Consider the following 20286-nt stretch of genomic DNA (forward strand, 5'->3'; position numbering starts at 1 on the left):
AGCCTGCCGCCAGCGTTCAATCTGAGCCATGATCAAACTCTTCAGTTAAAAAGCTTGCTCACTCAAATCGTTACACTAACAAATAACTTAATTAACCTGTCACCCTAAGACAACAAATCAACATAAAGCGAATTGCTTGTAGACTCTCGTAAGACTTCAATTTTTTTGATCAACTACCTTCCGGTAAAACCGAACGGCGATAATCTTCTGAAGACTCCAGCGAGCGCCCACACAAATTATCTGATTATATTCTTAAAGAGCGGTTACGCTTCTGCGTAACGAGGGCTGTATATTACAGACATAATTAAAGAGTGCAACACTTAAAAACAAAAAAGCCACAAATTAATGTGGCTTTTTAATCATCTTGTGCACATGCACCCAGCAACTAGCTTATTTAAGCTCTAATGCTTGCTCTTCGATACGTGCTTTCCATTCTGCTGGCCCAGTCAAATGAACGGAAGTCCCTTGAGAGTCAACAGCAACAGTAACCGGCATATCCACTACATCAAATTCGTAAATAGCTTCCATTCCCAATTCAGGGAAGGCCACCACGTCCGCTTTCTTGATGGCTTTAGACACAAGATAGGCTGCCCCGCCCACTGCCATAAGGTAAACCGCGCCAAATTCCTTGATAGCATCGATTGCAATTGGGCCACGTTCTGCTTTACCAATCATGCCTAGCAAGCCAGTTTTATCAAGAATGTTGCGTGTGAATTTATCCATACGAGTTGACGTTGTTGGGCCTGCTGGTCCAACCGCTTCATCACGTACTGGATCCACTGGCCCAACGTAATAAATGAAGCGTCCTTTAAGGTCGACTGGAAGCTCTTCCCCATTCGCCATCATTTCAGTCATCTTCTTATGAGCAGCATCACGACCTGTTAGCATCTTGCCATTTAGCAAGACGGTTTCACCTGGTTTCCAGTCTTTTACTTGCTCTGGCGTGATGTCATTCAAGTTGACACGACGAACGCTATCACCTACTTCCCAAGTAATTTCTGGCCAGTCATCCAATGACGGTGGAACAAGATCCGCAGGACCAGAACCATCAAGCACAAAGTGAGCATGACGTGTTGCCGCACAGTTTGGAATCATAGCAACAGGCAAAGACGCGGCATGCGTTGGGTAATCCATGATTTTCACATCAAGAACCGTCGTCAAGCCACCCAAACCTTGTGCACCAATGCCTAGATTATTGACGGCATCAAATATCGCTAAGCGCAATTCTTCAACACGGTTCTGAGGACCGCGCTCTTTTAACTCATGGATATCTATTGGCTCCATTAGCGATTCTTTCGCCATGACCATGGCTTTTTCAGCCGTACCACCAATACCTATACCCAACATACCAGGAGGACACCAGCCCGCGCCCATAGTTGGTACGGTTTTCTTCACCCATTCAACGATATCATCAGAAGGGTTTAGCATCGCTAGTTTAGACTTATTCTCTGAACCACCGCCTTTCGCCGCAACATGCACTTCAACCGTATCACCTGGAACCACTTCCATATGAATAACAGCTGGCGTGTTATCTTTGGTGTTTTTACGCGCACCAGCAGGGTCTGCCAGAATAGAAGCACGAAGCACATTATCAGGAAGCGTATAAGCGCGACGCACACCTTCATTCACCATATCCGCAACGCTCTTCGTGGTTTCCCACTGAACGTTCATACCGATCTTAATGAAAACGGTAACAATACCAGTGTCTTGGCAAATCGGACGCTTGCCTTCAGCACACATTCTTGAATTAATCAGAATTTGCGCCATAGCATCTTTGGCAGCCTGACTTTCTTCTCTTTCATAAGCCTCATGTACGGCTTTAACAAAATCTAATGGGTGGTAATAAGAAATAAATTGAAGCGCGTCTGCAACGCTATCAATCAAATCACTTTCTTTGATAATGCTCATGCATCTCTCCTGCTGAGGATTACGATTAAATCGAAGGCGAAATGGTAAAAGATGCGTAGGCGCAAAGAAAGGGTTAGAGTCTATTTTGGCAAGATATATAGCCCATTCACAAAATAAATATTCAAATACACTAGAGCGCTCCCCCTAATTCGTCCATTAGAGGGGCAAGACCTTTATCGAGGTGTTATTTTTTGATCAGATGAATGCTCAGGGGCTTGTACAGAATACTGGATATACTCTTCTAAAATTTGAGCAGTAAAGGCCTCTCGCTCCGACAAAGACGTAATGCGTTCTGCCTCCCAATTAATGAGACTGATGAAAACAGAATATTTTTTGATATAGCCGTAGCCTATTTGCCTCACACTGATATCGTGAACTGACATTAATCTCTGCACTTGCGCCAGGCATTTTTGCGTTTCAAATTGCCCGCCTTTATTCGCCGTAGTAAGCAAACGTTGAATATGCTGTATCGGATTGTCTGCCACATTGGGCGAACGCGTCACAGTCCCTGCACTAAGAAATTTCTCTAGCATCGCTTCTGTAAACTGCTCTCGCTCATGAACGTCTGCTATCAACGCACTTTCTCGCTCTAGCAAGCGAATAAACAAGCTTTTGTTTTGTATGTCAGAAAACTCTAAATCTTTTAATGACAGCGCATTCTGCGCCATAATCTCAACCACTTTTTCAAACGAAGAGGCGCCTTTATTGGCGGCAGCCGATAACGCAAGGTGGCGGCGTAAATCGTGCATTATTTTTGCCGCGTGATAATCTTCTTTGCGCTGCATATGACGATTGAGAGACGATTCACGATCATTCAGATCTTGAACCAAAACTTCGTAGGCGGCCAACGCTTCTTGCTCTTCTCGCAAACACATTAAACGCTGCTGACATTGCTCTTTCTCCCAGGCCTCATACGCCACCGCTCGCGCCTGAAACGCTTTTTCAATCGCCTCTTCAAAACTTAACTCTATTTTTGCCCTTTCGGCACGCTTTTGGAGTTCACTGCGCTCTTGTTGATGACGCTTTGCTTTTTTTCGCTGCAGCGACGACTCTGATTGCTGCAATCTCTGCTTAATGCTTTCCATTTCAGCCTGAATACCGGCCTCATCGAAATCCGCTAGCTCCTCATGCACCTGCTTCCAGTAAACATCATCCGAAAAATCAACCACAGACTCGCTGACCGCAGGCTGGGGTTTAAGCGCTTCCGCAAAAGCATGCACCTCAGGCCGAAAAGCCTGAGCAGCATCAATAACATTATCCAAACTTCCTGAGGCCTCTTGGGTATGACGCTTAACGTTGTCGTCCCCTTTCTCTGCGCCATTTACTGCATTATTGGGAAAAGCACTTTCCATACCTTCAGACATCTCTTTTGTTTCAGACATCTCTTTTGTTTCAAACATCGAAGCGCCTTCATCCCTTTCAATACTGTCATTCTTAGAGGCAGTTTTCACTTCGCCGGCAGTTTTTACTTCGCCGACACCATCATGACGACCAAGCTCATGATCCGCACTCTGACAACCAGCCTCCTGTTCAAGCGATTCATCCACACCATCTAATGACGCTGTCGAATTTTGTTTTTTGTCGTCACGACGCTTTTCACTAAAACGGCGCGAATACACAGAGTCACTAGAGACGGCCTTAGAGGGCGTTTCCTTTATAAATCGAGGCGCTGCCCCATTCCAGCTGACTTTATAAAGCAATGTGCGATCGTACAGCTGAACAACAGGCAACTCACGTTGCGCAATATTATATTGTCGAATTAAGGCCTCAGCATGCCGCAATGCAACGATGGATTCAGTCGTATTGGTTGAAGTGGCCAGATTTAGCAACTTAATGATTTTGCTAATGGCTTTCTTTCTTCTTCGCACACTCATAAAAATATCTATCCCTGTTTTACCCACGCTATTGATACTATAGCGCACACCCTGAATCACAGATTAATAGTAAAGCTCAGCATTATTGTCAGGCAAGGTTAAATCGTCATTTAATAAAGATCTGATTTTCTGCAATACATCAGCCAACGCTTGCTCACTGTAAGGTACGGCAGGCACCTTACCCCAAACCGGCTCAGGCCAACAAAGATCCGTCTCAAAACGCACCACATGATGCACATGAAGCTGAGTCACTTTATTACCTATGGCTGCAATATTGAGTTTGTCGGCTGAAAATGCGTCGTGCAGAACCTCCGCTAACAAGCAACTTTCAGACATTAATAATTGGCGATCGCTTTCTACCAGCTGATGAATCTCACTCACGCCATTTCTCTGCGGCACCAATATCAGCCAAGGAAATTGAGAATCATTTATCAACCTAAGCTGTGACAGTGCAAAATTACCAACCAAAATAGAGTCGCGCTCTAATATCGAATTTAACTCAAACATCTTTGTCTATCCTATTTACAATAAGCCCTTTCATAAGCACTATAGCACCCTTACATTTAAAATCACCCAGAGACTCGGAGTCAGCATGACTGATATGCAATGTGTCTTGGACGCACAGGCTAAATTAGCAGAATGCCCACGATGGGATGAACAGACCCAAACCCTCTATTTTGTTGATATTGACGCATTTAAACTGCATGCTTTTAGCATGGATTCTTACAGCATAGAAACACGTCAGTTCGATGAAGAAATTGGCTGCTTTTCTCTTTGCGAAAATGGCGGATTTATTGCGGCCTTTCGCTCAGGCGTTTATCAATTTACGGACTTTAATGCGCCATTGACGCCTTATTGGAAAGCGACTTACGACCAAAAGACCACACGCTTCAATGACGGTCGCTGCGATCCTAAAGGGCGTTTTCTAGCTGGCACCATGTACAGCCCTAAAGATGCTTTCAAAGGCGCACTCCACCAATTTGAAAATGGCCAAGAGAAACAGCTCGATCAAGCCGCTTGGACATCCAACGGTTTAGCGTTTTCGCCTGATGGCAAAATTATGTATTATTCAGACACGCCAAACCACATCGTTTATCAGTTTGATTACGACCTAACGACGGGCAGTGCCACCAATAAACGCACCTTTATTGAGTTCCCAAGAGGCAATGGCCGCCCAGACGGCGCCGCAGTCGATTCACAAGGGAACTATTGGAGCGCTTTGTACCAAGGCCAACGAGTGGTTAAAATCAGCCCCCAAGGCGAGATTTTAGAGGAACATCCGGTCCCCGCGACCTACCCCACCATGGTTGCTTTTGGCGGACCCGAGATGAAAACTTTATTCGTCAGTACCTGCCGATCAGCACAAACAGAAGAAGAACTCGAAAGATTCCCTCAAGCAGGCGGAATCTTCGCTCTTGAAACCGATGTAACGGGCCAAATTGAACCTCGTTTCGCCGGCTAGAACACAGAGTTTTACACTTTAACATTCAGACATAGACACTATTATCATGCGCGCAAGCAATTATTTGTTCTCCACATTACGTGATGCACCAACCGATGCCGTCGTTACTAGCCACCAACTTATGGTACGCGCCGGCATGATCCGCCAAATTTCAAAAGGCTTATACACCTGGCTGCCAACTGGCGTTAAAGTTTTCCGCAAAGTCGAAAGCATCGTTAGAGATGAGATGGAAAAAGCAGGCGCTCTGGAAGTCATCATGCCTGGCGTTCAGCCTGCAGAGCTATGGCAAGAATCTGGCCGCTGGCAAAAATACGGTCCTGAACTTCTTCGTTTGGTAGACCGCCACGGTCGTGATTACTGCTTAGGCCCAACCCACGAAGAAGTCATCACAGACTTGTCTCGTAACGAGCTAACCAGCTACAAACAGCTGCCTGCGACTTTCTTCCAAATTCAGACAAAATTCCGCGACGAAGTCCGCCCTCGCTTTGGCGTGATGCGCTCTCGTGAATTCTCCATGAAAGACGCCTACTCTTTCCATGTGAGCCCAGAATCACTGCAAGAAACATACGACGTAATGCACCAAGCCTACTGCAATGTGTTTGATCGCATTGGCTTAGATTACCGCCCAGTGCTTGCCGACACTGGCAGCATTGGTGGTGCGTATTCACATGAGTTTCATGTATTAGCGGATTCAGGCGAAGACGATATCGCCTTCAGTGACGCGTCTGATTTTGCTGCCAACGTTGAGTTAGCAGAAGCCATTACTCTAAAAGAGAAAGCAGACCCTGCAACACAAGATGTGACTGAAGTTTTCACTCCGGATTGCAAAACCATCCAAAAAGTGGCGGAATTCTTAACATTAGACGTCACAAAAACAGTCAAAACCATGTTGGTTAAAGGCATTGATGCCAATGAAAACAGCACCATTGTGGCGCTGGTTTTACGCGGCGACCACACCATTAACGAACTGAAAGTAGAAAAACTGGATGGCATCGTTTCTCCTTTTGAATTTGCTGATGAAGATGAGATTCTCACTCACATTGGTTGTGCACCTGGCTCCATTGGCCCACAAGGCCTAAAAGAAAAAGGCATTCGCATTATTGCTGACCGCTCTGCTGCCGTCATGTCCGATTTCTGCGCCGGCGCAAACAAAGACGATTACCACGTTACTGGCTTAAACTGGGAAAGAGACTGCCCTGATTTTGAAGTAGCCGATTTGCGCAATGTCGTAGAAGGTGATCCTTCTCCAGACGGCAAAGGCACCATTGTGATCAAACGCGGCATTGAAGTCGGTCATATTTTCCAACTTGGCCAACAATACGCTGAAGCCCTAAACGCAACCGTTCTAAATGAAAACGGCAAAGCTCAAGTAATGCACATGGGGTGTTACGGCATCGGCGTTTCTCGCATTGTAGCGGCCGCCATTGAACAAAACTTTGATGACAAAGGCATTCTATGGCCTGAAAGCATTGCGCCGTTTGATGTGGCCATTATTGCCATGAACTACGATAAATCAGACGCCGTTCGCACGGAATGCGATCGCTTATACAGCGAACTAAAAGCGAAAGGCTTAGACGTTTTGCTCGACGACCGTAAAGAGCGCCCTGGCGTTAAATTTGCAGACTGCGAACTTCTAGGCATCCCGCATCGCTTAGTGGTTGGCGATAAAGGCCTAGCGAATAACACCCTAGAATACAAAAACCGTACCCAAGGTGAAAACCAAGACATCGCGACCGACAAGGCCGTTGAGTTCATCTTTGGCCTAAAATAGCCGCATCACCAATCACTCGGCACCTCGCCGAGTGATTACGCTCTTCCCTCTTCTGCCTCTCAAAGAAAAAGGAAAATCCATGACCACCATTTACCACAATCCACGCTGTTCAAAATCTCGACAAACGCTCGCACTCTTAGAAGAAAAAGGCCTTCAACCTGAGGTTCGCCTATATCTTCAAACACCACCTAGCATCGAAGAAATTGAAACGCTATTAACGCAACTGGCGCTAACTCCCATCGAATTAATGCGCACTAAGGAATCCATTTACAAAGAACTGGGACTCAACAAAGACAGCAGCGATGAAGAACGCATTCAAGCCATGCACAACAACCCCATTCTTATTGAACGCCCTATTGTGATCCACAATGACAAAGCGAAACTAGGACGACCACCCGAACAAGTGCTGGAACTATTCTAATGAGCACACCCTACGTTCTTATCCTTTTCTATAGCCGTCATGGTTCTGTTTCTGAAATGGCGAAATACATTGCTCGAGGCGTGAACAGCGTCAATAACATCGAAGCAAAAGTACGCCAAGTGCCTCCTGTCTCAGAAATATCCGAGGCCACTGCAGACCCAATACCAACCGATGGCGCACCATACGCCACCCTAGACGAGCTTACCGATTGCGCAGGGCTAGCGCTGGGTTCGCCTTCTTACTTTGGCGCCATGGCCGCACCGCTCAAACACTTTATTGATCAAACCTCCACCATATGGATGACAGGAGGATTAATAGACAAACCTGCCTGCGCTTTCACCAGCGCCAGCTCAATGCATGGCGGACACGAACAGTGCCTCCAATCCATGATGACACCATTATTACACCACGGCATGATTTGGGCAGGACTACCCTATAAACACAAGGCTCTCATCAATACAGTGACTGGCGGCACGCCTTACGGCGCTAGCCATTTAGCCACAGCGACCAGCGAAAACACGCTCAGCAAAGACGAGATCTCCCTCTGCGAAGCACAAGGCAAACGCATTGCAGAACTCGCCATCAAGCTCGCCAATTAAACGAAAAAAGCCCTTTTTCCTAACGAAAAAGGGCTTTTTTATTCAACGCCATTGATTCAAAATCGCGGCAATACAATCCCCTGGAAAAGCGCATCCACATCTTGTCTATTGGGCGCTTCCATGGCCTCAATAACGAGGTCTTTTGTTAAATGTGGGGCAAACGATTCGATGAACTTATACATATAACCACGAATAAAAGTATTACTGCGAATACCAATTTTGGTGCAGCTGTCCGCGAAGAGATGCGAGGCGTCCAACGCAACCAAATCCGTATCTTGCGAGGCATCGTATGCCATTGACGCCACAATCCCCACCCCCAAACCAAGACGAACATAGGTTTTAATGACGTCAGAGTCGGCCGCAGTAAACACAACATTAGGCTCAAGTTCCGCATCTAAAAACGCCTGATCCAGCTGAGAGCGTCCAGTAAAACCAAACACATAGGTCACAATAGGGTAAGACGCCAGCGCCTCCAAGGTCAAAACGTCCACGTGCGCCAAAGGATGGTCTTTCGGCACCACAACGGATCGATTCCAAGTATAACAAGGCAACATCACCAAATTACCAAACTGCTCAAGCGCTTCTGTGGCAATCGCAAAATCAACCACGCCATCATTGGCCATTTCAGCAATTTGCATCGGCGTTCCCTGATGCATATGCAAAGTCACTTCTGGGTAACTCTCCATATACTCATGGATAATATTTGGCAGCGCATAACGGGCTTGAGTATGCGTAGTGGCGATATCAAGAGACCCCTTACGCTCATCACTGAACTCTTTGGCCACACGCTTAATATTCTGAGTTTGATTCAGAATCTCGCCAGCCAATTCAATGATCTTTTCACCCGCCGGCGTCACATGAGTAAGATGCTTACCACTACGAGCAAACACCTCGACACCCAACTCATCTTCTAACAGGCGAATCTGCTTACTCACGCCAGGTTGTGAAGTGTAGAGGCTCTGCGCAGTAGCCGAGACATTTAAGTCATGACGTGCTACTTCCCAAATATATCTAAGCTGCTGTAACTTCATCGACCACCTTATTCCAAAAAGAGTTAAAAACAGAAGAAAACATTACTTTATAGAATAGAGAAAAACCTCTAGTGTTGCTAGCTTAAATCAGCGAAAGAAAGATTACGATGGATTTTATTTGGTATATTTTTGCCGGCGCCGCAGTAGGCCTTGCCGTAGGTATCACAGGTGTTGGCGGCGGTTCTTTAATGACCCCTCTATTATTGTTATTTGGTTTTCCACCACACATCGCCATTGGGACAGACCTGATGTACGCAGGCATCGCTAAAAGTACTGGCGTGTATCTCCACGCCAAACGCGGCAATGTAAACTGGAAAATCGTTGGCGCCATGACCGCAGGCAGCCTTCCTGCCTCTTTTATTACTGTACTGGCCCTGTCGCAGTTTGAAAAACCCGACCATTACCAGCAAATTTTGACCGCCACATTGGGCATTATGTTATTAGTGACCGCGCTGGTCATTACCTTTCGCGGCAAACTATTGACCCGTTTTGATTTTCAAATGGAAGAGTCTCGCAGCCTAAAGGTCATTTTCTTTTGCGGCATTATCCTCGGCATTTTAGTCACACTCACGTCAGTTGGAGCGGGCGCCCTTGGCACCGCCATTATGATGCTGCTGTTCCCTATTATGCGGGCAAAAAACATCGTCGGCACAGACCTAGCCCACGCAGTGCCATTAACCTTGGTCGCGGGCTTGGGCCACGTGTTTCTGGGCAATGTCGATTACACCCTATTGGCAGGCCTATTAATTGGCTCAATCCCAGCCATTTATTTAGGCACACAAATTTCCACCTTCGTGCCGAATAAGGTTTTGCAACCCGTTTTGGCTACCGCCTTAATGGCTTTTGGACTGAAATACCTATTCTTCTAAAAAAACGCTAGAAAACCAGTGTGTAGCGGTTCATTAAAAGCCAAAAACAAGATACTGTTAAACGCTATCACTAAAAATGCAGTAAGCAGGAAACTCCGTAATGAGTAATACACGCCTTGAGGACTTAAACATAGCCTCCTTTACCTCTTTGGTAACCCCCACAAAACTAAAACAAGATTTGCCAGTCAGTGATGCCGTAAGCCATGGCGTCACTGCTGCTCGTGAAACCATCAAAAACATCATGGATGGCAAAGATCATCGCCTAGCCATCGTCATTGGCCCTTGCTCTATTCATGACACAGAAGCGGCACTGGATTATGCCCGTCGCTTAAAAGAACTCGCGGCTAAAGTAGACGACTCGCTTTACATTATTATGCGCGCCTATTTTGAAAAACCTCGTACTACGGTTGGCTGGAAAGGCTTAATTAACGATCCAAACCTAGATGGCAGCTTCGACATCGACAAAGGTTTACACATCGGTCGTAAGTTATTAATCGACCTAGCTGAAATGGGCTTGCCGTTGGCAACAGAAGCATTAGACCCTATTTCACCACAATACATTCAAGACTTGATCAGCTGGTCTGCGATTGGTGCACGCACCACAGAATCACAGACTCACCGAGAAATGGCGTCTGGCCTGTCTGGCCCAGTTGGTTTTAAAAATGGCACAGATGGTTCCATGTCTGTCGCGGTCAATGCCATGCAATCCGTCTCACATCCGCACTCTTTCCTAGGCATTAACGAAGAAGGCCAAGTTGCCATCGTTAACACTAAAGGCAATGAATACGGTCATGTGGTACTTCGTGGCGGCAATGGCCTACCAAACTACGATGCGGCGAATGTTGCCAAAGCGGAAGCGGCATTAACCTCAGCCAGCCTAAAACACAACATCATGATCGACAGCTCTCACGAGAACTCGAACAAGAAACCTGAGCGCCAAGTAACGGTTGTAGAAGACGCTACACAGCAAATCCTAGACGGCAACCAATCTATTATGGGCTTGATGATCGAAAGTAATATTGGCTGGGGCAATCAGAAAGTGCCTGCTGATAAAAACGATCTGCAATACGGCGTGTCTATTACAGACGCCTGCATTGACTGGGAAACAACGGAAACCACATTGTTAACCATGGCGCAGCAACTTAAAGACGTTTTGCCAAAACGCGATCGCAGCTAGACCTGCAACGCATTCTATTGCCGCCAACGAGCGCAATAAAAAAGGGGACCTTGATCAGCGATCAAGGTCCCCTTTTTAGTATTTATCAAGATTACATAAAGGCGTTATCAGTGACCGTATGGTCGGTTGCGTCTTTCACCGCGGTCAAACCTGGCACTTTTTCAATCAATGTTTTCTCAACACCTTCTTTTAATGTCAAATCAACGGCACTACAACCTTGGCAACCACCACCAAACTGCAATATCGCCACTTGCCCATCAATAACTTCTACCAAGCTTACTTCACCACCGTGAGACGCCAAACCTGGGTTGATATCAGAATACAGCACATAATTGATTTGATCTTCAATTGGGCTATCTGCACTGACTTTTGGCATTTTAGCATTAGGCGCCTTAATAGTTAGCTGACCACCCATTTTTTCAGTGGCATAATCCACAAAGGCGTCGTCTAAGAAGTTCACTGAGTTTTTCTCAATGTAGACTTTTAACTTAGGCAGATTTAAAATTTCGTCCGTTTCGTTCACTTCATCAGGACGGCAATACGCCAAACACGTTTCCGCATATGGGGTGCCAGGCTGCTGGATAAATATACGCACAGCAATACCTTCAACTCCTTGTTTCTCAAGCAATGAAGATAAGTACTCTTGAGCGCCATCAGTAATAGTAATATTCATAATAACCCTTCTAAAATCGGCCACACTGTCAATACCGTCATATTACAGCAGATGACCAGCAAATCCAAAGACCCAGTAAAAAAGTAAGGTATTTTTTCTTTATTTGCGCATTGTTCAATCTTAATAAGCCTTATTAGCAAAACCGCTATAGATATAGATAAATATTCATTTTTAGAATAAAGGATTTTTGGTAGAGTAGCGCAACTGAAAATTTATTAACGACGGTTTATTACTTTATGTATCAATACGACGCAATTGACCAACAGCTTGTTGATGAGCGTGTAGCGCAATTCCGCGACCAAACACGCCGCTATCTTAACGACGAGTTGAGCGAACAAGAATTCTTACCGCTACGCTTACAAAATGGGCTTTATGTTCAACGCTACGCCCCAATGCTACGTATCGCCATTCCATACGGCATGCTATCAAGCGATCAGTTGCGTACTCTAGCGGACATCAGCCGTCGCTATGACCGCGCTTATGGGCACTTTAGCACCCGTCAGAATCTACAATTAAACTGGCCTAAACTTGAAGACGTTCCTGACATTCTTGCCGAACTGGCTAAGGTTCAGATGCACGCCGTTCAAACCAGCGGAAACTGTATTCGTAACACAACGACAGACCAATACGCTGGCGTTATCGCTGATGAAGTCGTGGACCCTCGCCCATATTGCGAATTAATTCGTCAGTGGTCGACCTTCCACCCTGAGTTTGCCTTCTTGCCGCGTAAATTTAAAATTGCCGTTAATGCGACAGAGTCTGCCGATCGCGCTGCAACACAAGTTCACGACATCGGTTTGCACATCAAAAAGAACGACGCGGGTGAAATCGGCTTTAAAGTCATCGTTGGTGGCGGTCTTGGCCGTACGCCTATGGTTGGCGTGACCATCAATGAATTCTTACCTCGCACCGACCTATTGACCTACCTTGACGCGATTATCCGTGTTTATAACCAACAAGGTCGCCGCGATAACAAATACAAGGCGCGCATCAAAATTCTTGTGAAAGCCCTGGGTATTGAAGAATTCCGTAACCGTGTAGAAGCGGAATGGGTTCACTTGCGTGGTAAAGAAAGCACAGTACCAATGAGTGAATTCGAACGTCTACAAAGCTTCTTCACTGAGCCGGCTTACGAAACGCTAGACAACAACCCTGAGTCACTATCAAGCAAACTAGCGAGCAGCGCTGGATTTGCGCGCTGGTATGAGCGCAACACATTTGAGCACAAAAAAGCGGGCTACCGCATCGTCACCTTGACCCTGAAAAAAGCCGGTCAAGCGCCAGGCGACGCGACCTCTGAGCAAATGGAAAAAGCCGCCAATCTGGCTGACCAATTCAGCTTTGGTGAGCTTCGCGTTAGCCATGAACAAAACCTAGTTTTGTCCGACGTTCGCCAAGACCAGCTGGTTGACGTATGGGAAGCGGCGAAAGAAGCGGGCTTTGCCACACCAACACTGGGTCTATTAACGGACATGATTTGCTGCCCTGGTGGTGATTTCTGCGCCCTAGCTAACGCAAAATCCATTCCGATTGCAGAGCAAATTCAGAATACCTTCGATAACCTTGATTACTTATACGATCTTGGCAACATCGACCTGAATATTTCTGGCTGTATGAACGCCTGTGGTCACCACCACGTAGGCAACATTGGTATTCTTGGCGTTGATAAAAAAGGTCAAGAGTTCTACCAAGTGTCTATCGGCGGTGCATCTGGTCACGATGCCAGCATCGGCAAAATCCTCGGCCCTTCTTTCGCTCAAGAAGAAATCAGCCAAGTCATCCAAAAGCTAATGGACGTTTATGTTAGCAATCGTACGGATGAAGAACGCTTTATTGACACTTACCGCCGCGTTGGCATCACACCATTTAAAGAGGCCGCTTATGCCAAAGCTAATTAAGAACGGCGAGATCGTCGACAATCTATACACATGGCAACAAGACAAAGAATCAGCTGCGTCTGAGTCAGCGATTGTACCCATGTCTAAATGGCTAACAGAACAAGACAGTATCGGCCCAGTGGCGGGTATCTGGATTGACGCCGGAGAAGGCACCGAAGCACTCGCTGAGATCGACTTAAACCAGTTTGATGTCATTGGCGTTAACTTTCCTGCGTTTGTCGATGGTCGCGGTTTTTCTTACGCTCGCCTACTGCGCGAACGTCTAGGCTACAAAGGCGAAATCCGTGCCCTGGGTAATTTCATTCCAGATCAGCTTGGCTATCTACTTCGCGTTGGTTTTAACAGCTTCCAATTCAATGACGAAGTCGATTTAGAAAAAGCCCTTGCTCTGCATAAGTCTTTTTCAATTGCTTACCAAGGCGATGTGAACGAGCCAAGACCGATGTTCTTACGTCGGTAAAGTTTAAATCTCTTGTCAACATTCCGACAAAAGGCCCTTTTAAGGGCCTTTTTCTATTGCGTATTTTGGCTGCCCTGATTATCGTATGATTTGAAAAGTGATTGATTGTTAAAGGATCTTAACGTGTCGAAAAAAAACATAACCTGCATTCTTGCAGGACTATTGCTCTCAGGCGTTGCACAAGCGACGACTACCTACGTATCAGACATCCAATTTGTTGCGATTAGGGAAGGTCAAAACAACAACACTCGCGCCGTTGAACGAGGCATCAAAAGCGGCACACCTCTAGAAGTGTTAGAACAAGAAAATGGCTACACCAAGGTAAAAACCCCCAGTGGAAATGAAGGCTGGATTGCGGATTACTTCTTAAGTGACGACGCAGTCACAAGGGATCAAGTCATTAGCTTGCAGTCAAAACTCTCTGCACTGTCCGAAAGCAAACAAAAGGTAAACAGTGAGCTTCAAGACAGCAAAAAAGAAATCACCGACTTAAACAACAAGGTGACGTCTTTAGAGAGCGACAAAACACAGCTCATTAAACAAATCCAACAAAACAAAGCTCTGGCTGAAAAAGCACAAAGCATCGTCTCTCAGAATAACGACGTCAGCTACCAGCTTGAGTCTTTAAAAAAACAATTAGCGACAGCGGAACAAGCGGCTGACCAACAGCAAAGCACCACCCAGCAAAAATGGTTTGCGATTGGCGCAGGCACACTTTTAGGCGGCCTAATCATTGGCCTTCTGATTCCACTTTCCCGCAAGAAGAAGAGCAGCACAAGCTCTTGGAGCTAATAGGACGTTAAATGGATGCCTCGATAGTACACTCCTTTTTCTTAATTTTTGGTGGAGCGGCTGTCGTTGCATCGATTGCTCTGTACACCAAACAACCCATGATCATCGCCTACATAGCACTTGGCGTGCTGTTTGGCCCCTCTGCCCTGTCACTCATTAACGAACCAAAACTCATGGATGACATGAGCCATGTAGGCATCATCTTCCTGCTTTTTCTACTTGGTCTGGACATGCAACCAAGCCACCTTATCAATATGCTCAAAAAAGCCTCATGGATTGCCTTACTGAGCTCCGTCGTCTTTGCCGTGCTCGGCTATCTGATCGCTTTAGCGTTTGGCTATACTGAAATTGAAAGCTTGATCATCGGCATCGCCATGATGTTTTCCAGCACCATTGTCTGCATTAAGCTATTACCAACCACCGTCCTGCACCATAAACACACAGGGGAGCTCGTGGTTGGCTTGCTATTACTGCAAGACATTATTGCCATTGGCGTGCTGCTTGTTCTTTACAGCGCATCAGGGAACGGCGACGCTGGCGTAATGCAATACATCAAGCCACTCATCGCCCTTCCTCTGCTCATTGGGGCGGCCTTCCTGTTTGTAAAATACATATTGCTAAAATTAATCACCCGCTTTGATCGTTTCCACGAATACATTTTTCTGGTCTCCATTGGCTGGTGTTTATCCATGGCCGTGGCCGCAGAATACTCCGGCTTGTCTGCTGAGATGGGCGCGTTTATCGCCGGCGTTGCCTTGGCAACCAGCCCTATCTCACAATACATAGCGACGCATTTACGGCCTTTGCGAGACTTTTTCCTTATTTTGTTCTTTTTCAGTATTGGCGCCAGCTTCAATCTAAGCCTACTGGGCGTGGTGATTGTGCCTGCCCTCATCTTGGCCATTGGCGCCATGCTGATCAAACCGGTGGTTTTCCGCTTTTTATTAAAAGGCATCAATGAAGATGCCAGCACATCATGGGAAGTTGGCTTTCGCCTAGGCCAAGTCAGCGAGTTTTCACTCTTAATTGCATATTTAGCTGCAAATATCGGATTAATTGGCACAGAAGCTTCGCATGTGATCCAGGCAACCGCTATACTCAGCTTCGCCTTATCGACGTACGTGGTGATTCTGAATTTTCCTAATCCGATTGCAATATCGGACAGGCTACGCAGAGACTAGGCAAAATACACACTTTGTAATGAATAATTTCAAAGAAAAAAAGGGGGTTCTGAAATGCTTTTCAGAGCCCCCTTTCTTTAAGTATATAAAATATAATAGAATACCGCGAAATACCTGACTACAAATTGAAAAAAGTCTTGTATACTAACGCGCAAATTTCGTCCCTAACTTATTTAGAGTAATCTAATGGCTGACTTATCAAAATACAGAAACATCGGTATTTTTGCTCACGTTGACGCGGGTAAAACTACTACTACAGAACGTATTCTTAAACTAACCGGTATGATCCACAAAATCGGTGAAGTACATGAAGGCGAATCTACAACTGACTTCATGGAACAAGAAGCTGAGCGCGGAATTACCATCCAGTCCGCTGCTGTAAGTTGTTTCTGGAAAGACCACCGTTTCAACGTTATCGACACACCTGGACACGTTGACTTCACTGTAGAAGTTTACCGTTCTTTGAAAGTACTTGACGGTGGTGTTGGTGTATTCTGTGGTTCTGGTGGTGTTGAGCCACAATCAGAAACTAACTGGCGTTACGCTAACGAATCTGAAGTAGCACGTATCATTTTCGTTAACAAACTAGACCGTCTAGGCGCTAGCTTCTACCGCGTTACAGACCAAGTTAAAAAAGTATTGGGCGCAACACCACTTATCATGGTGCTTCCAATCGGTACTGAAGACGAGTTCGTTGGTGTTGTTGACCTACTAAGCCGCAAAGCTTACGTTTGGGATGATTCTGGCCAGCCAGAAAACTACAGCGTCGAAGACGTTCCTGCTGACATGGTTGATCAAGTTGAAGAATACCGCGAAATGTTGATCGAAACAGCGGTTGAGCAAGACGACGAACTAATGATGACTTACATGGATGGTGAAGAACCTTCTATTGACGACATCAAACGTTGTATCCGTAAAGGTACTCGTGACCTTGCGTTCTTCCCAACGTACTGTGGTTCTGCCTTCAAAAACAAAGGCATGCAGCTTCTTCTTGATGCTGTTGTTGATTACCTACCAAGCCCAACAGATGTTATCCCACAAGATCTTACGGACGAAGAAGGTAATCCAAACGGCGAAAAAGCCATTGTATCGGCTGACGAACCTTTCCGCGCACTTGCATTCAAAATCATGGATGACCGTTTCGGCGCACTAACATTCGTACGCGTATACTCTGGTAAGATCAACAAAGGCGACACGATTCTAAACAGCTTCACAGGCAAAACAGAACGTGTAGGCCGCATGGTTGAAATGCAAGCCGACGACCGTAAAGAAATCAGCTCTGCACAAGCAGGTGATATCCTAGCAATCGTAGGTATGAAAAACGTACAAACTGGTCACACTCTATGTGATCCTAAACACCCTTGTACGCTTGAAGCCATGGTTTTCCCTGAGCCAGTAATCTCTATCTCTGTTACTCCGAAAGACAAAGGCGGTAACGAGAAAATGGGTATTGCGATTGGTAAAATGGTTGCAGAAGATCCAACATTCCGTGTTGAAACTGACATCGATTCAGGTGAAACCATTCTTCGCGGTATGGGTGAACTTCACCTAGACATTAAAGTAGATATCTTGAAACGTACTTACGGCGTAGATTTGATCGTTGGTCAACCTCAGGTTGCTTACCGCGAAACAATCACTAAAGCGGTTGAAGATACTTACACGCACAAGAAACAATCTGGTGGTTCTGGTCAGTTCGGTAAGATCGATTACCGCATCAAACCAGGCGAGATTGGTTCTGGCTTCACTTTCTCTTCTTCTGTTGTGGGCGGTAACGTACCGAAAGAATTCTTCCCAGCAGTAGAGAAAGGCTTCAAGTCTATGATGGACGAAGGTGTTCTAGCTGGCTTCCCAGTACTAGACGTTGAAGTTGAGTTGTACGACGGTGGTTTCCACGCAGTTGACTCCTCTGCTATCGCCTTTGAAATCGCTGCTAAAGGCGCTTTCCGTCAGTCTATCCCTAAAGCTGGCCCTCAGTTGATCGAACCAATCATGAAAGTGGATGTGTTCACTCCTGATGATCACGTTGGTGATGTAATCGGTGACCTTAACCGTCGTCGCGGCATGATCAAAGACCAAGAGAAAGGCTTGACTGGCGTTCGCATTAAAGCAGACGTTCCTCTTTCTGAAATGTTTGGTTACATCAGTAGCCTACGTACAATGACATCGGGTCGTGGTCAGTTCTCTATGGAGTTCTCTCACTACCTACCATGTCCTTCTAACGTTGCTGAAACAGTAATCGCCGCTGTGAAAGAGAAAAAAGAACAAGAGAAAAAAGACAAGTAATAATTCATTATTACCGCCTTAAAAAAACCCGATGCAGTTTATGCATCGGGTTTTTTATGCGCTAAATAAAGCCTGGCAGAACAGACCTCGACGCTTTCTCGACTCTGCGACACCAATCCGTTCTCACACAATGCCTACCCTTTCAAGGCACGCAATCCCTTTCAAGGCACGTAACCTCTTTCAAGAGGCTGCGCCCCATAAAGTGCGCCTTCTTTCGAACCATATTTTACGAGCAAAAAAAACGCCCCAGAAAAGCCTCTCTTAATTGAGAACACTTCACTGAGACGTCTATTAGCCTCTTGAGCTTATCGCAACAGACTAGCGCTTGCTCATTCAGTCTAAACCAACAAGCCCCTTAGAATGGCACTGGGTACGCTTTAAACACTTCCATTACATCTTTAAGAACATCTTCAGATAACGCCATATCAAATGCCGCCATGTCTTCTTTCAGCTGCGCCAGTGACGTGGCACCAATAATAGTCGCCGTCACGCCATCTACTTGATTACACCAAGCCAACGCAAGCTGAGCTGGCGTTAGATTGTGCTTTTCCGCCACCGCCATGTACCCTTTGACCGCCTCTTCTACCAGAGGCGTGTCTCTGAATAGACCGTGACGCTGAGCGTATGCCCAACGGCTGCCTTCAGGGCGTGCTCCACCAATGTATTTGCCCGTTAATGCACCCGCGGCTAAAGCAGACCAAGGCAAATAAGCAATGTCTTCATGGACACAGTTTTCAATCAAATAAGGCCAATCTTTCGCATGCAACAAACTGAACTCGTTCTGAATAGACGCCACACGCGGCAAATCATGCTTTTCACTCAAACGCAAAAATTCATTGATACCCCAAGTGGTGTCATCCGACAAACCAAAATGACGAATCTTACCGGCCTTAATACAAGTATCAATGCCTTTTAGAATATCCAGCATTTGCGCCGAATGCTCATCTCTGTCCACATCGCTAAAGCGAATATGACCAGGAAAGTGTTTTGCAAAATGTGGGGAAGTACGATTCGGCCAATGCAATTGGTACAAATCAATGTAATCGGTTTGCAGACGCTGCAAAGAAGCATCGACCGACGCAATCACTGCCGCGCCCGTAATAGGCCCGCCATCACGAATATAATGCAGCCCGGCACCAGCAATCTTGGTGGCCAATATGATTTCTTTTCGACGCGATGGATTGCGTGACAGCCAGTTGCCGATGATGGTTTCGGTTTTGCCATAGGACTCAGGCGTCGGCGGCACAGAATACATCTCTGCGGTATCCATAAAGTTCACGCCATTTGCCAGCGCGTACTCAATCTGCTCGTCCGCTTCCGCTTGATTATTTTGAGTACCCCATGTCATGGTTCCCAAACACACTCGTGAAACCTCTAAACCGGTACGACCAAGTGGTACGTATTTCATCATTTTATTCCTTTCGCATTTAGTAGGGTGCAAGCAAACTCGCCCCAAAATAGTTAACTCCAATGTAATAAAAAATGAAGCATCAGGCCAGTTTTATCAATGAAAACAATAAGGATTAGCAACAAGAAAAGGATTACGCCAGAACGGCTACACGGCAAAAAAGTACGTCCCCAGTAAAGCACCAACAGTCGAGTTAAGCGCTTTACTAGGGAGTAATAGGTGATCTAGTTATCAGGCAGGGTGACATTCACTTCTAAAATGGAACAGTCTTCGATGTTCTCAAGCTGAATCTGAACATCCTCACTGCCTACTTTGACGTACTTTCTGATCACATCAATGATTTCTTGCTGCATTTGAGGCAAGTAATCAGGTTGCTTACGCTTGCTACGCTCGTGCGCGACAATAATCTGCAAGCGATCCTTAGCAACGGATGCAGAGCTTGGCTCGCCTTTGCTTTTAAAGTAATCGAAAATCCCCAC

General features: G+C 46.0%; 18 protein-coding genes. 11 read left to right on the top strand and 7 right to left on the bottom strand.

The genetic code is table 11. From position 1 onward, the window contains the following. Window positions 1-390 precede the first annotated feature (390 nt). The 3 genes from ACIGBN_RS10920 to ACIGBN_RS10930 all read right to left on the bottom strand — a co-directional run bounded on the left by ACIGBN_RS10920 (window position 391) and on the right by ACIGBN_RS10930 (window position 4289). Window positions 391-1908 (bottom strand): fumarate hydratase, encoded by a 1518-nt coding sequence (locus ACIGBN_RS10920; RefSeq protein ID WP_396665402.1) that lies wholly within the window; start codon window positions 1906-1908, stop codon window positions 391-393. 173 nt (window positions 1909-2081) lie between these two features. Next, complete coding sequence (locus tag ACIGBN_RS10925) at window positions 2082-3782, bottom strand: DUF2786 domain-containing protein (protein ID WP_396665404.1); 1701 nt, start codon at window positions 3780-3782, stop codon at window positions 2082-2084. Window positions 3783-3845: 63 nt separating this feature from the next. Further along, window positions 3846-4289, bottom strand: coding sequence for an HIT domain-containing protein (locus tag ACIGBN_RS10930; protein ID WP_133003660.1), 444 nt, complete (start codon window positions 4287-4289; stop codon window positions 3846-3848). 85 nt (window positions 4290-4374) lie between these two features. Here ACIGBN_RS10930 and ACIGBN_RS10935 point away from each other — a divergent pair, with 85 nt between their 5' ends. From ACIGBN_RS10935 to wrbA, 4 genes are all read left to right on the top strand, one after another. Next, window positions 4375-5244: an SMP-30/gluconolactonase/LRE family protein gene (locus tag ACIGBN_RS10935; RefSeq protein ID WP_396665406.1), complete on the top strand. Its 870-nt coding sequence runs from the start codon at window positions 4375-4377 to the stop codon at window positions 5242-5244. Between the two features lie 46 nt (window positions 5245-5290). Beyond that, window positions 5291-7015: a proline--tRNA ligase gene (locus ACIGBN_RS10940; protein WP_133003662.1), complete on the top strand. Its 1725-nt coding sequence runs from the start codon at window positions 5291-5293 to the stop codon at window positions 7013-7015. Between the two features lie 79 nt (window positions 7016-7094). Further along, complete coding sequence (arsC, locus tag ACIGBN_RS10945; RefSeq protein ID WP_133003663.1) at window positions 7095-7436, top strand: arsenate reductase (glutaredoxin); 342 nt, start codon at window positions 7095-7097, stop codon at window positions 7434-7436. Continuing rightward, window positions 7436-8035: an NAD(P)H:quinone oxidoreductase gene (gene wrbA, locus ACIGBN_RS10950; RefSeq protein WP_396665409.1), complete on the top strand. Its 600-nt coding sequence runs from the start codon at window positions 7436-7438 to the stop codon at window positions 8033-8035. Before arsC ends, wrbA begins: the two co-directional genes overlap by 1 nt. Window positions 8036-8091: 56 nt before the next feature. Here wrbA and cysB read toward each other — a convergent pair whose 3' ends face one another. Next, entirely contained in the window at window positions 8092-9066 is a 975-nt protein-coding gene (gene cysB / locus ACIGBN_RS10955) for an HTH-type transcriptional regulator CysB (RefSeq protein ID WP_396665411.1), read from the bottom strand. Between the two features lie 107 nt (window positions 9067-9173). Between cysB and ACIGBN_RS10960 the strand changes: the two genes are divergently transcribed. Together ACIGBN_RS10960 and ACIGBN_RS10965 are read left to right on the top strand one after the other, a co-directional pair. Then, the gene (locus ACIGBN_RS10960) at window positions 9174-9935 is read left to right on the top strand and encodes a sulfite exporter TauE/SafE family protein (protein WP_133003666.1); all 762 of its coding nucleotides are present in this window, start codon (window positions 9174-9176) and stop codon (window positions 9933-9935) included. Between the two features lie 100 nt (window positions 9936-10035). Then, on the top strand, window positions 10036-11112 hold the full coding sequence (locus tag ACIGBN_RS10965; RefSeq protein ID WP_133003667.1) for a 3-deoxy-7-phosphoheptulonate synthase: 1077 nt from the start codon (window positions 10036-10038) through the stop codon (window positions 11110-11112). A gap of 91 nt (window positions 11113-11203) precedes the next feature. Here ACIGBN_RS10965 and nfuA read toward each other — a convergent pair whose 3' ends face one another. Further along, window positions 11204-11785, bottom strand: coding sequence for a Fe-S biogenesis protein NfuA (gene nfuA, locus ACIGBN_RS10970; protein WP_133003668.1), 582 nt, complete (start codon window positions 11783-11785; stop codon window positions 11204-11206). Window positions 11786-12021: 236 nt separating this feature from the next. Here nfuA and ACIGBN_RS10975 point away from each other — a divergent pair, with 236 nt between their 5' ends. From ACIGBN_RS10975 to fusA, 5 genes are all read left to right on the top strand, one after another. Further along, a complete protein-coding gene (locus tag ACIGBN_RS10975) occupies window positions 12022-13683 on the top strand; it encodes a nitrite/sulfite reductase (RefSeq protein ID WP_396665414.1) in 1662 nt (553 codons plus the stop codon). Then, window positions 13667-14143, top strand: a complete 477-nt coding sequence (locus ACIGBN_RS10980) for a DUF934 domain-containing protein (RefSeq protein WP_396665415.1) — start codon at window positions 13667-13669, stop codon at window positions 14141-14143. Before ACIGBN_RS10975 ends, ACIGBN_RS10980 begins: the two co-directional genes overlap by 17 nt. A gap of 123 nt (window positions 14144-14266) precedes the next feature. Beyond that, window positions 14267-14935: a TIGR04211 family SH3 domain-containing protein gene (locus ACIGBN_RS10985; protein WP_396665417.1), complete on the top strand. Its 669-nt coding sequence runs from the start codon at window positions 14267-14269 to the stop codon at window positions 14933-14935. A gap of 11 nt (window positions 14936-14946) precedes the next feature. Continuing rightward, complete coding sequence (locus ACIGBN_RS10990; RefSeq protein ID WP_133003672.1) at window positions 14947-16116, top strand: cation:proton antiporter; 1170 nt, start codon at window positions 14947-14949, stop codon at window positions 16114-16116. A 186-nt stretch (window positions 16117-16302) separates the two neighbouring features. Continuing rightward, complete coding sequence (fusA, locus tag ACIGBN_RS10995; protein WP_133003673.1) at window positions 16303-18399, top strand: elongation factor G; 2097 nt, start codon at window positions 16303-16305, stop codon at window positions 18397-18399. Window positions 18400-18754: 355 nt separating this feature from the next. Here the strand turns inward: fusA and ACIGBN_RS11000 are convergent, their stop codons facing one another. Further along, window positions 18755-19810: an aldo/keto reductase gene (locus ACIGBN_RS11000; RefSeq protein WP_343771714.1), complete on the bottom strand. Its 1056-nt coding sequence runs from the start codon at window positions 19808-19810 to the stop codon at window positions 18755-18757. Between the two features lie 221 nt (window positions 19811-20031). Beyond that, a complete protein-coding gene (gene minE / locus ACIGBN_RS11005) occupies window positions 20032-20286 on the bottom strand; it encodes a cell division topological specificity factor MinE (protein ID WP_133003674.1) in 255 nt (84 codons plus the stop codon).

Origin of the sequence: Marinomonas sp. NPDC078689, from assembly GCF_044542435.1 — a bacterium.
Taxonomy (GTDB): Bacteria; Pseudomonadota; Gammaproteobacteria; order Pseudomonadales; family Marinomonadaceae; genus Marinomonas; species Marinomonas arenicola.